This window comes from Tardiphaga sp. GW822-FHT04G09 (assembly GCF_058800725.1).
Genome location: NZ_JBXAMO010000001.1, coordinates 174,655 through 187,086, shown reverse-complemented (window position 1 = coordinate 187,086; position 12,432 = coordinate 174,655). Strand labels below are relative to the sequence as shown.

The window sequence follows — 12,432 nt, the reverse complement described above, 5'->3', positions numbered from 1 at the left end:
GCCCCCATGCTCGCCATCACTGGTCTGCGCGCATCCTATGGCAAGATCGAAGCGCTGAAAGGCGTCGATCTCGACATCAAGCACGGTGAAATCGTCGCACTGATCGGCGCCAATGGTGCCGGCAAGTCGACGCTGATGATGACCATCTTTGGCAAGCCGCGGGCACGTTCTGGCGTGATCATCTATGACGGCATTGATATCACCGGCCTTCCGACCCACGAGATCGCGCGGATGCGCATCGCGCAGTCGCCGGAGGGGCGCCGGATTTTCCCGCGCATGAGCGTGGCGGAAAATCTGCAGATGGGTGCCGACGTTAATGAAAGCACGCCCGCCGAACGCACCGACAGCCTCGACAAGGTACTGACGCTGTTTCCGCGCCTCAGGGAGCGCATGACCCAGCGCGGCGGCACGCTGTCCGGCGGCGAGCAGCAGATGCTGGCCATCGGCCGCGCGCTGATGAGCCGCCCGCGCCTGCTGTTGCTCGACGAGCCCTCGCTTGGCCTCGCACCGCTGATCGCCAAACAGATTTTCGATGCCATCCGCGTGCTCAACAAGCAGGACGGATTGACGGTCCTGATCGTCGAGCAGAACGCCAATCACGCGCTGCGTCTGGCCCATCGCGGCTATGTCATGGTCAACGGGTTGATCACCCTGTCGGGCACCGGCAGCGAACTTCTGAAAGCCCCGGAAATCCGCTCCGCCTATCTCGAAGGCGGTCGGCACGGCTGACGGCTCCATATCCCTCATCGCGATGACCATTGACGCGCGGAGCTATGCAAACAATCGACATTATTCTCAAGGTAGAATAATGCCCCAATCGCGATACTGTCATGGCGCTGCGTTGCCTGCATTCGAACGGAACACGGGGACTTCCTATGAAATTCATTAAATTCATCGGCCTGACTGCGGGCGCTTCGATCGCGTTTGCGTCCGTTGCACTGGCGCAGGATATTCCTGTCGCCGTCGCGTCATCCATGACCGGCAGCGAATCCGCCTTCGGCCGCCAGTTCAAGAATGGCGCCGAACTCGCCGTCGCCGATATCAACGCCGCCGGCGGCCTGCTGAACAGGAAGCTCGCGCTGCAGGTCGGCGATGACGGCTGCGATCCCAAGCAGGCGCGCTCAATCGCCGAGAAATTCGCCAGCGCGCGCATCCCGTTCGTCGCCGGTCACTATTGTTCGTCGTCGTCGATCCCCGCATCGGAAGCCTATGCCGATGGCAATGTGCTGCAGATTTCGCCGGGCTCGACCAATCCATTGTTCACCGAACGCAAGCTCGCCAATGTGCTGCGCGTCTGCGGCCGCGACGACCAGCAGGGTTTTGTCGCGGGCGAGTACATTGCCAAAAATTACAAGGGCAAGAATATCGCGATCCTGAACGACAAGACGACCTATGGAAAAGGCCTCGCCGACGAAACCAGGAAGGCGCTGAACAAGGCCGGCGTTACCGAGAAGATGTTCGAGAGCTACAACAAGGGCGACAAGGATTTTAATGCGATCGTTTCCCGGCTGAAGCGCGACAATATCGATCTGGTCTATGTCGGCGGCTACCATCAGGAAGCCGGGCTCATCGTCCGTCAGATGCGCGACCAGGGCCTCAAGACGGTGCTGATGGCCGGCGACGCAATCAACGACAAGGAGTTCGCCTCCATCACCGGCCCGGCTGGGGAAGGCACGTTGTTCACCTTCGGCCCTGATCCCCGCAACAAGCCCACCGCGAAAGCGATTGTCGACCGCTTCAAGGCCAAGAACATCGATCCCGAGGGCTACACGCTCTACACCTATGCTGCCTTCCAGGTCTGGTCGCAGGCTGTCGCCAAGGCCGGCACCACCGACACCAGGAAGGTGATGGACACGATCAAGGCCGGCGAATGGGACACCGTGCTTGGCAAGCTGGCGTTCGACGCCAAGGGCGACATCAAGGCGATCGACTATGTCGTCTACACATGGGACGCCAAGGGCGACTATGCCGAACTGAAGCAGTAGGCCAGCAGGGCCGCACCTCTCCGCGCACAACGAGAGGTGCGGCTCGGCTCACGTCGTGATGTCGGTGCCTGAGCCGGTGAGACGGTTGCCCACGCGCAAGGCGGCTTCGGCATGTTTTCGATCCGCTGGGCGCAGGGTCGCACAGCGGCAGTTCTTGCGACGACCTGCCGCAGCCGAACTCACAGGCTGCCTCTTCGCGGCCTAAAATTGCCGATGACTCGGCATCAAAATAAGTTGAGAATGATCTTATCGTTCGGGCGGCCGGATTGCGTTTGCGGCCGAAAACTCTTTGCGAGGATCATCCCCATGAAACCATTCAATGTGATCGGCCTGGCCTTTGCCGCGTCGCTGCTCTCAACCGCAGCCTTCGCGCAGGACATCAACGTCGCGGTCGCCGGCCCAATGACGGGCGGCGAATCCGCCTTCGGCCGCCAGATGAAGAACGGCGCCGACCAGGCTGTGGCAGATCTCAACGCCGCTGGCGGCGTGCTCGGCAAGAAGCTGGCGCTGCAGGTCGGTGACGATTCCTGCGATCCCAAACAGGCCCGCTCGATCGCCGAGAAGTTCGCAAGCGCCAAGGTGCCGTTCGTCGCCGGCCACTTCTGCTCGTCGTCGTCGATCCCGGCATCGGAAGCCTATGCCGACGGCAATGTGCTGCAGATCACGCCCGCCTCGACCAACCCGCTGTTCACCGAGCGCAAGCTCGCCAATGTGCTGCGCGTCTGCGGCCGTGACGACCAGCAGGGCCTCGTTGCCGCCGACTACATCGCCAAGAACTTCAAGGGCAAGAACGTCGCGATCCTCAACGACAAGACGACCTACGGGAAGGGTCTCGCCGACGAAACGAAGAAGGCACTCAACAAGGCCGGCTTCAACGAGAAGATGTTCGAGAGCTACAACAAGGGCGACAAGGACTTCAACTCGATCGTCTCGCGCCTGAAGCGCGACAATATCGATCTGGTTTATGTCGGCGGCTATCATCAGGAAGCCGGCCTGATCCTGCGCCAGATGCGCGACCAGGGCCTCAAGACCGTGCTGATGGCCGGCGACGCCATGAACGACAAGGAATTCGCATCCATCACCGGACCCGCCGCAGAGGGCACGTTGTTCACCTTCGGCCCCGACCCGCGCAACAAGCCGAGCGCGAAGGCCATCGTCGAGAAGTTCAAGGCCAAGAACATCGACCCTGAAGGCTACACGCTCTACACCTATGCGGCGTTCCAGGTCTGGTCGCAGGCTGTCGCCAAGGCCGGCTCAACCGACACCAAGAAGGTGATGGATGTGATCAAGGCCGGTGAATGGGACACCGTGCTCGGCAAGATGGCGTTTGATGCCAAGGGCGACATCAAGGCGATCGACTATGTCGTCTACAAGTGGGACGCCAAGGGCAACTACACCCAGATCGACGCGAAGGGGACGTGAGCTGGCGCCGCAAGCGCTTCCCATAAACTCTCCCCGCAAGTGCGGGGCGAGGTTATGAGAGAGCTCCTAGCCGAAATTCTGCAGCGCGGGAAATGTCTCCAGCAACCAGATGCTGGCATTCGAGACGGCGCCGGTGAGAAACGCGATGCCGGTGATCACCATCAGCACGCCCATGGCGCGCTCGACATGGACGAGATGCTTCTTGATGCGCGCAAACACGCTGGAGAATTGCTCCACCATGAAGGCCGCAATGAGGAACGGGATGCCGAGGCCCAGGGAATAGACCGCAAGCAGCCCTGCGCCCTTGGTCACCGTTGCTTCTGCCGCCGCCACCGACAGGATCGCCGCGAGGATCGGGCCGATGCACGGCGTCCAGCCAAACGCGAAAGCCAGGCCCATCACATAGGCGCCCCACAAGCCGACCGGCTTCGGCATGCTGAGGCGTCCCTCGCGCATCAGCAACCCGATGCGCGTGAGGCCAAGGAAATGCAGGCCCATCAGGATGATCAGGATGCCGGCAACGATTGACAGTTCCGCCGCATAGGAGCGGATCACGCTGCCGACCAGGCTGGCGCTGGCGCCAAGCGCCACGAACACCGTGGAGAAGCCCAGCACGAACACGGCAGCGGAGATCATCACCGCGCGCCTGGAGACTGCTTCCTGCTCGTCATTGGCGACATGCTCGATGGTCGCACCCGTGAGATAGATCAGATAGGGCGGCACCAGCGGGAGCACGCAGGGCGACAGGAACGAGACAATACCGGCAATCAGTGCGGCGGGGATCGTGACATCGGAAATCATGCGGCTAGATGCACCGCGACTGCGGCTGGATGCAAGCGCGATGGATCAAATCCCCGCCACTTCCGGCTGTTGTGATCGCGTCGTGATCGGTTGACCGCGCAGCGCTGCTGCGGTCAGGTCGGGCCAAGAGGGAACCGCCATGAAGAATCTGCTTACCGATATCGCCGGCGTTCGCGTCGGCCATGCTGACGACTCCCAACTGGCCTCCGGCGTCACCGCCATCCTGTTCGACAGGCCGGCGGTGGCTTCTGTCGATATACGTGGCGGCGGCCCGGGCACGCGCGAGAGCGCGCTGCTCGATCCCGTCAACACCGTGGATGCCATCCACGGCCTCGCGCTGGCCGGCGGCTCGGCCTTCGGGCTCGAGGCCGGCGGCGGCGTGCAGGCCTGGCTCGCCGAACAGGGCCGCGGCTACCAGATCGGCAATGCCGTCATCCCCATCGTGCCCGGCGCGATCCTGTTCGACCTGCTCAATGGCGGCAACAAGGCCTGGGGCCGCTTCCCGCCCTATCGCGATCTCGGCTATGCCGCCGCGGCAGCCGCCAGCGATACCTTCAGGCTCGGCAGCGTGGGCGCAGGGCTCGGCGCCACGACAGTCAACTTCAAGGGCGGCCTCGGCTCGGCCTCTGCCGTCACCCCATCGGGCGTGCGCGTCGCTGCACTTGCTGCGGTCAATGCGGTCGGCAGCGTCACCATCGGCGACGGCCCGCACTTCTGGGCGGCGCCATTCGAAGTCGGCAACGAGTTCGGCGGACACGGCATGCCCGACAGGATGAAATCGGAGATGCTGGCGATGCGTATCAAGGGCGGACCGGCGGCAACGTCGATCGAGAACACGACACTTGCCGTCGTTGTTACCGACGCGATCCTGACCAAGGCGCAAGCACAACGTCTCGCCCTGATGGCGCAGACCGGATTCGCCCGCGCGATCTATCCGGTACATGCGCCGCTCGATGGCGACATCGTGTTTGCGGCGGCGACGTGCGAAAAGTCGATCGATCCGCTGGTGGGCTTGACCGAACTCGGCCTGTTCGCGGGTAATGTGATCGCCCGCGCCATCGCGCGTGGTGTGTATGAAGCGACAGCGCTCCCGTTTGCGAACGCGCTTCCGGGGTTTCGCGACCGTCACTAGGTCATCGCTCCGCAACCAATCGCGCCGGTCGTTGTTTCTATCCGAGAGACATTCGGAGGACGTGCGATGCCGTCGAGTGCGATTCGACATCTCATCTACGATCCGGTGACTCGCGAATTGCGCGTCACTTTCACCAGCGGTCGTCGGTATGCTTATGCGCAGGTGCCGCCGGAAGTTTACGCGGCTTTCAGCGGCGCAGCGTCACGCGGAGCGTTCTTCAACCACCGTATTCGCGATCGCTTCGCCTATCGCGAGCTGACGCGTTCGGGGCCGGAACGCGGATCAGGCGCTGATCGCCAGCGTCGACTTCGCATTTGAGATCTGCTGCGCCTGACGCGCGATCATCTTTTCGATCGCGTTATAGGACGAGTTCGCGGTGGAGGTCGTCGACGATGACGGGACGGCTGTCGTCGACGTCACCGTCGATCCGTCCGCATATGCGATGGATGTCGTGGTGCTGCCATCGGCGTTCATCGTGGTTGTCGTGGTCGAACCGGCAGTATCGGAATCGCCTCCAGCGCCACTGCCCTTGCCGCCGCCGCCGGCGTGATGGGACTTGCCGGCGCCCTTGAGCGCCGAGCCGAGCTCATCCAGGCTCACCGATCCATCGCCATTCTTGTCGAGCTTGGCGAAGACCTTGTCGGCATTCTCCACATTGGTGCCACCGGCGCCGAGCTTGTCCTCGAATTCCGCCTTGCTGATCCCGCCGCTGCCGTCGCCATCGAGCTGCGCAAACAGGCTCTTCAGCGCGTCCGACCGACTCTTCGAGGACGACGAGACCGACTGGCTCTGCGCATCCAGCAGCGCGCTCATCGTGCCGGCCGAAATCGAGGTCGAGGCTGACGAACTGGCGCTCGATGTCGACGACGTCGACGAACTGGTCTGCGACGTCGTGTTGGAGATATTGAAGACGCTCGCCGCCGGCTGTGTGACGCCGGTGGTCGGCTTCGACGCAGTGGTCTTCTTCGACGTCAGCGCCTGCAGCGCATCCAGTGCGGACGCGGCAAGACCGAGGGCCTGCAACATCGCGTGTCTCCTGCTCATGCCGCATCCGCGGCGCAATTCCCTGCAAGGATTTCAGCAAGCCGCGTGCCAGCGAAAAAACGTCGATAAAACAACGGTCCACATCAGAGGCCGCGCGCATATGTCCCGGCAAATCATGCCGCCGCGGCAGAACTTGCCGGCGCGCGGCGAGCGTTGCCCGCTCCCCGGCCCCATGTTACGCGAGGCGATCCATTCGCCGCCGTCCAAAAACGTTCAGGAAAACCCGATGTCCCAGAGCTTCACGCCCCGTCCGCTGGTGATCGCGCCATCCATCCTGGCCGCCGATTTCGCCAGGCTCGGCGAAGAGGTCCGCGCCGTGGATACCGCCGGCGCCGACTGGATGCATCTCGATGTCATGGACGGCCATTTCGTGCCGAACATTTCCTACGGCCCCGACGTCATCAAGGCGATGCGCCCGCATACCAAGAAGATCTTCGACGCGCATCTGATGATCGCGCCTTGTGACCCCTATCTCGAAGCCTTCGCCAAGGCCGGCTGCGACCACATCACCGTGCACGCCGAAGCAGGTCCGCATCTGCATCGCTCGCTGCAGGCGATCCGCAATCTCGGCAAGAAGGCCGGCGTCTCGCTCAATCCCGGCACGCCGATCACGGCCATCGAATATGTGCTCGATCTCGTCGATCTGGTGCTGGTGATGTCCGTCAATCCCGGCTTCGGCGGCCAGGCCTTCATTCCGTCCGCACTCGGCAAGATCTCGGACCTGCGCGCGATGACCGCAGGCCGCCCGATCGATATCGAGGTCGATGGCGGCGTATCCGCTGCAGTCGCGGGGCAACTCGCCGCGGCAGGCGCGAATGCGTTCGTCGCCGGCTCGGCCGTGTTCAAGGGCGGCACGGTGGAAAGCTATAAGGCCAACATCGACGGTATCCGCGCGGCGGCCGCGAATGCCCGCGGCGAGATGGTGTAGCACCTCTCCCGATTCAAATATCAAACAGCCACGCCTCCGCAGGCGCTCGGCAAGGCGTCATGCTACGGCGCCGGCGGCCGCGGCACCACTGGCAGCGTCATCGTCACCGGCATGACACTGCGACTGAGTATCGACGGCGCAGCACCCGTTACACTGGCGCAGGACAAGCAACTGCCGAAGCGCCGCCGCTGCGTGACTGCCTACGGGATCGCTGAAGCCTATCATCATCAGGCCAAAGACGGCGCGCCGACGCTGGCGGTGCTGGTGGAGACCGTAGACGCCGACCAGTTTCACGCGGGGCCGAACCGGCGCTTCATGGCGGTGACGGCACGGTTGCCAAAGCCGTAAATTCGGCAGGAAAATCAGCCCTCCAGACGCATCCGAGGTGGCCTCCCCAGCCCCGATCTGCTAAAGCGCGGCGTAATCCCCCAAACGTCAGAGTGCGCAATGATCCCTCGCTATACCCGTCCGGAAATGGCCTCCATTTGGGAGCCGCAGACCCGCTTCAAGATCTGGTTCGAGATCGAGGCCCATGCGGCCGATGCGCTGGCGGAACTCGGTACCATTCCGAAGGACGCGGCGAAGACGATCTGGGCCAAGGCCAAGGATGCCACCTTCAATGTGGAGCGTATCGACGAGATCGAGCGCGAGACCAAGCATGACGTCATCGCCTTCCTGACCCATCTGGCCGAGATCGTCGGTTCCGAGGCGCGCTTCGTGCATCAGGGCATGACCTCGTCCGACGTGCTCGATACATGCCTCAACGTGCAGCTCACCCGCTGCGCCGATATCCTGATCGCCGACGTCGACCGCCTGCTGGCCGCGCTGAAGACCCGCGCTTTCGAGCACAAGATGACGCCGACCATCGGCCGCTCCCACGGCATCCATGCTGAGCCGGTCACCTTCGGCCTCAAGCTCGCTTACGCCTATGCGGAATTCACCCGCGCCCGCGCGCGTCTCGTGACTGCGCGCGAGGAAGTCGCCACCTGCGCCATCTCCGGCGCCGTCGGCACCTTCGCGCAGATCGATCCGCGCGTTGAAGAACATGTCGCGAAAGCAATGGGCCTCAAGCCCGAACCGATCTCGACGCAGGTGATCCCGCGCGACCGCCACGCGATGTTCTTCGCGACGCTCGGCGTGATCGCCTCGTCGATGGAACGTCTTGCGACAGAAGTGCGCCACATGCAGCGCACCGAAGTGCTGGAAGCCGAGGAGTTCTTCTCCGAGGGCCAGAAGGGTTCGTCGGCCATGCCGCACAAGCGCAACCCCGTGCTGACCGAAAACATCACCGGCCTCGCCCGCATGGTGCGCGCCTATGTAACGCCCGCGATGGAAAACGTGGTGCTGTGGCATGAGCGCGATATCTCGCACTCCTCCGCCGAGCGCATGTTCGGCCCGGATGCCACGGTGACCCTGGACTTCGCACTCAACCGCATGGCCGGCGTGATCGAAAAGCTGCTGGTATATCCCGCCAACATGCAGAAGAACCTCGACCGCCTCGGCGGCCTCGTGCATTCGCAGCGCCTCTTGATCGCGCTGACCCAGAAGGGTGCATCGCGCGAGGACGCCTACAAGCTCGTGCAGCGCAACGCCATGCCGGTGTGGCGCGGCGAAGGCGACTTCCAGACGCTGCTGAAGAAGGACGCCGACGTGAAGAAGTATCTCACGGATGCGGAGATCGAGGAGCAGTTCGACCTCGGCTATCACTTCAAGCACGTCGACACGATCTTCACGCGCGTATTCGGTACCTCATCCTGAGGAGCGACGTCTTCGTCGCGTCTCGAAGGATGAGCGCCGCACGCCATGGTTCGAGACGGCGCCGAAGCGGCGCCTCCTCACCATGAGGACGGAGTCCGCTGGCTACATCGTCGCCGTATGTCTGCGACGCGGTCATCACTTCAGCAAGACGCCAGGCCTGCGCATTCACCTGCTCTCGGGCCTTGGCGTCGAAGGCGACGGCCATATGGGCGTGCTGGTGAAGCACCGCTACGATCGCCGCCGCGATCCCGCCATGCCGAATCTGCGCCAGGTGCATCTGATCCCGTCCGAGCTGTTCGACGAATTGCGCGCCAAGGGCTTCACGATCCAGCCCGGCGATCTCGGCGAGAATGTCACCACATCGGGGATCGACCTCGCAGCATTGCCCACCGGCACCCGGCTGCATCTCGGCGCGCATGCGATCATCGAACTCACCGGCCTGCGCGAGCCCTGCGTGCTGATGGACAAGTTTCAGCAGGGTCTCAAAGCGGCGACAGAAGCGCGCGATGCCCACGGCCGCGCCGTCTACAAGGCCGGCGTGATGGCGATCGTGGTGTCGGACGGCGAGGTGGCGCCCGGCGATGCGATAGACATTGAGCTGCCGGAAGGTCAGCGACGGCCGTTGGAGCCGGTGTAGCCAACCGCGAGCGCGGTAAGCTCCCTCTCCCCGCATCTTGCGCGGGGAGAGGGGTGGGGTGAGGGGCGAGGCATTGGCCTGTCCTAAGCGTATCGTTTTCGGATCGAAGATTCCGATCCGAGAGAGCGCAACAAGCGGTGAGCGCGTGCCTTGCCCCTCACCCGCCCGGCTTCGCTGCGCTACGCCGGGCGACCTCTCCCCGCGCAGAGCGGGGAGAGGTTAAGAACCGCCGCCCTTCCCGAAAAAGCCCGAATGCCCCTGTCTTGATTGCCAGACCCGCAGCAACTCCGCAGTAACCATCCTCCCCTAGGCTCTCATGATGCCGACGCGTCCCACCATCCTTGTGTTCGACTCCGGTCTCGGCGGTCTCACCGTCCAGCGCGAGATTGCGAAGGCACGTCCGGATGCCCGCTATGTCTATGTGGCCGATGACGCATTCTTTCCCTACGGCCAGCACACCGAAGAGGCGCTGATCGGCCGCGTGGTGCCGCTGATGGGCGAGCTGATCGCCGCCCACCGGCCGGACCTCGTGGTCATTGCCTGCAACACGGCCTCGACGCTGGTGCTCACCCATCTGCGCGCCACTTACACAGTGCCCTTCGTCGGCACCGTGCCGGCGATCAAGCCGGCCTGCGCGCGCTCAGTGACCAAGCGCGTCTCGGTGCTTGGCACGTCGGGCACCGTGAAGCGCGAATATACCCAGACGCTGATCCGCGAATTCGGCGGCGGCTGCATCGTCACGCTGGTCGGCTCGGCCGATCTGGCTTCCATGGCGGAAGAGGCCCTGGGCGGCACCGACATCGACGACGCCGACCTGTTTCGCGAGATCGCGCCCTGTTTTGTGCAGGATGCCGCCGGCGCCCGCACCGACACGATCGTGCTCGCTTGCACTCACTACCCGCTGTTGCTCGACCACCTTGATCGCATCGCCCCGTGGCCGGTGGCATGGATCGATCCGGCTCCCGCGATCGCACGCCGCGTGGTCGGCCTGATCGGAGATCATCAGCCCGGCGTGCCGCCCGCCGATGCCGTGCTGCTCTACACCTCCGGCAAGCGCCACGCCTGGCCGGAAGCGCTTGCGCCGTTCTTCGGCAGGCAGGTCGCGGCTTAGCAACCGACGTCTCGACTTTCCCCCGCGCGCTGCTAGCCTTGCGGCGCGCCGTTCCGAAAAGAGAACGGCAAAGGGAGACCAGCATGTTCAAGACGAATTTTCTGAAGAATGGCCTTCTCAAGACACTCCTTGTCGGCGTGGCGATCACAGCCTGCGCCGGCACTGCCAATGCACAAGGCATCAAGCGCACGCCGCTGCAGGACGTCAAATATCCCGCCGGCCATCACATCGTGACGGTCGTGGCTGAGCTCGGCCCGAACCAGCTCGCCGGCCGCCATACCCATCCGGGTATCGATACCGGTTACGTTCTCGATGGCGACGCGACGCTGATCGTCGAGGGCCAGCCGGACAAGGCGCTCAAGGCCGGCGATTCCTATGCCGTCCCGGCCGGGATTCCGCATGACGTGAAGACCGGCGACAAGGGCCTGAAGATCATGGCAGTCTATGTCGTGGAAGACGGCAAGCCGCTGGCAACGCCCGCGCCGAAATAGACACTGAAGTCACAGGATCTACCAAAGCCCATGACGACCCCCGCGCCATTTCACGACCTCAAGCAGAAATGGCGCGAGGGGCGCCCCACGTTCGGGGCCATCGCCACCATCCCGTCGATCCAGACCGTGCGCATCATGGCGCAGTCGCTGGACTGGATCATCGTCGACCTCGAACACGGCCCGATCGATCTCAACACCGCCCACGGGATGATCATGGCCACCGCAGGCACGCCCTGCACGCCATTGGTGCGTGTCGCCGCGAACGAGCCCTGGCTGGCGAAAGCGCCGATGGATTTCGGCGCCATGGGCATCAACTTCCCGATGATCAACAGCGCCGACGATGCGACCAAGGCTGTGCGCAGCCTGCGTTATCCGCCCGAGGGCGAGCGGCTGTGGGGACCGTTCCATGCGCCGTTCCGCTGGAACACCGGCATGCCCGATTACATGGCCCGCGCGGACGACAGCATGATCTGTATGGTCACCATCGAGCATATCGATGCGGTGAACCGGATCGACGAGATCATGGCCACTGATGGCATCGACATCGCGGTGATCGGCGTCGGCGACCTCGCCACATCCATCGGCAAGCGCGGCCAGCCGGGCGATCCCGAGGTGCAGGCGCTGGTCGCCCGGGCCGAGGCTGGCATTCTCAAGTCAGGCGTTCCGCTGGGCGGGGCGGCGCTGAACGCAGATATGGGGAATGCCATGATCGAACGGGGCTATGTGGCCCTGGCACTGGGATTCGACTGGTCACTGTTCCAGCGCGGAATCGCCGCCGGATTCGAGGGCATCAGGCGATAAAACTGCCCTTTCGAGGCCGATTTTGCGCCGGAACCGGCCGGATTGGCGCTATAAACCCGCCAAACGGCAAAAAGCGTGTCTTTCAATTGACATAACCGGCCCCGCCCCCTAGAAACCGCCCTGCTCGCGGGCCGTTTTCGGCCCGCGAAGCGTTTCGCACCCGTGGTTCTCCACCCAGCTTTGGGAATGAACCTGTCGGTGCCGGGATTTTCCAGACCTCTGTTTTCAGACCATGGACTGATCGCGGTACACAGGAGGGCGCGTCTCCTCACATCCACCAAAAGAGCCATCGCTTCGCGATGGCTGACAACATCGAGGACGC

Annotated in this window: 14 protein-coding genes; 12 read left to right on the top strand and 2 right to left on the bottom strand. The window is 63.6% G+C overall.

Going from position 1 to position 12,432, the window contains the following annotated elements; genetic code table 11:
- Nucleotides 1-6 precede the first annotated feature (6 nt).
- The 3 genes from AC1RLZ_RS00760 to AC1RLZ_RS00750 all read left to right on the top strand — a co-directional run bounded on the left by AC1RLZ_RS00760 (nt 7) and on the right by AC1RLZ_RS00750 (nt 3,407).
- Entirely contained in the window at nt 7-729 is a 723-nt protein-coding gene (locus AC1RLZ_RS00760) for an ABC transporter ATP-binding protein (protein WP_493187514.1), read from the top strand.
- Nucleotides 730-875: 146 nt separating this feature from the next.
- Complete coding sequence (locus AC1RLZ_RS00755) at nt 876-1,985, top strand: branched-chain amino acid ABC transporter substrate-binding protein (protein ID WP_493187090.1); 1,110 nt, start codon at nt 876-878, stop codon at nt 1,983-1,985.
- A 306-nt stretch (nt 1,986-2,291) separates the two neighbouring features.
- On the top strand, nt 2,292-3,407 hold the full coding sequence (locus AC1RLZ_RS00750; protein ID WP_493187089.1) for a branched-chain amino acid ABC transporter substrate-binding protein: 1,116 nt from the start codon (nt 2,292-2,294) through the stop codon (nt 3,405-3,407).
- Nucleotides 3,408-3,473: 66 nt separating this feature from the next.
- On the opposite strand, the gene AC1RLZ_RS00745 is transcribed toward AC1RLZ_RS00750, so the two are convergent.
- Complete coding sequence (locus AC1RLZ_RS00745; protein ID WP_371419856.1) at nt 3,474-4,208, bottom strand: cytochrome c biogenesis CcdA family protein; 735 nt, start codon at nt 4,206-4,208, stop codon at nt 3,474-3,476.
- A gap of 139 nt (nt 4,209-4,347) precedes the next feature.
- On the opposite strand from AC1RLZ_RS00745, the gene AC1RLZ_RS00740 reads away from it, so the two are divergent.
- Entirely contained in the window at nt 4,348-5,340 is a 993-nt protein-coding gene (locus AC1RLZ_RS00740) for a P1 family peptidase (RefSeq protein ID WP_493187088.1), read from the top strand.
- Between the two features lie 66 nt (nt 5,341-5,406).
- Nucleotides 5,407-5,658 carry a KTSC domain-containing protein gene (locus tag AC1RLZ_RS00735; protein ID WP_493187087.1) on the top strand — a complete coding sequence of 84 codons (252 nt, stop codon included), beginning with the start codon at nt 5,407-5,409 and terminating at the stop codon, nt 5,656-5,658.
- On the opposite strand, the gene AC1RLZ_RS00730 is transcribed toward AC1RLZ_RS00735, so the two are convergent.
- A complete protein-coding gene (locus AC1RLZ_RS00730; protein WP_493187086.1) occupies nt 5,623-6,366 on the bottom strand; it encodes an EF-hand domain-containing protein in 744 nt (247 codons plus the stop codon). The genes AC1RLZ_RS00735 and AC1RLZ_RS00730 overlap by 36 nt on opposite strands.
- Nucleotides 6,367-6,610: 244 nt before the next feature.
- Between AC1RLZ_RS00730 and rpe the strand changes: the two genes are divergently transcribed.
- From rpe to AC1RLZ_RS00695, 7 genes are all read left to right on the top strand, one after another.
- Nucleotides 6,611-7,312 carry a ribulose-phosphate 3-epimerase gene (rpe, locus tag AC1RLZ_RS00725; RefSeq protein WP_371419860.1) on the top strand — a complete coding sequence of 234 codons (702 nt, stop codon included), beginning with the start codon at nt 6,611-6,613 and terminating at the stop codon, nt 7,310-7,312.
- Between the two features lie 111 nt (nt 7,313-7,423).
- Nucleotides 7,424-7,660, top strand: a complete 237-nt coding sequence (locus tag AC1RLZ_RS00720; RefSeq protein ID WP_493187085.1) for a DUF2259 domain-containing protein — start codon at nt 7,424-7,426, stop codon at nt 7,658-7,660.
- A 99-nt stretch (nt 7,661-7,759) separates the two neighbouring features.
- Nucleotides 7,760-9,070, top strand: coding sequence for an adenylosuccinate lyase (gene purB, locus AC1RLZ_RS00715; RefSeq protein ID WP_493187084.1), 1,311 nt, complete (start codon nt 7,760-7,762; stop codon nt 9,068-9,070).
- Nucleotides 9,071-9,152: 82 nt separating this feature from the next.
- The gene (locus AC1RLZ_RS00710; protein ID WP_493187083.1) at nt 9,153-9,707 is read left to right on the top strand and encodes an MOSC domain-containing protein; all 555 of its coding nucleotides are present in this window, start codon (nt 9,153-9,155) and stop codon (nt 9,705-9,707) included.
- A gap of 319 nt (nt 9,708-10,026) precedes the next feature.
- Nucleotides 10,027-10,818: a glutamate racemase gene (murI, locus tag AC1RLZ_RS00705; protein WP_493187082.1), complete on the top strand. Its 792-nt coding sequence runs from the start codon at nt 10,027-10,029 to the stop codon at nt 10,816-10,818.
- 83 nt (nt 10,819-10,901) lie between these two features.
- Nucleotides 10,902-11,309: a cupin domain-containing protein gene (locus tag AC1RLZ_RS00700; protein ID WP_493187081.1), complete on the top strand. Its 408-nt coding sequence runs from the start codon at nt 10,902-10,904 to the stop codon at nt 11,307-11,309.
- Nucleotides 11,310-11,339: 30 nt separating this feature from the next.
- Nucleotides 11,340-12,110, top strand: coding sequence for an HpcH/HpaI aldolase family protein (locus tag AC1RLZ_RS00695; RefSeq protein WP_493187080.1), 771 nt, complete (start codon nt 11,340-11,342; stop codon nt 12,108-12,110).
- Nucleotides 12,111-12,432: the final 322 nt, after the last annotated feature.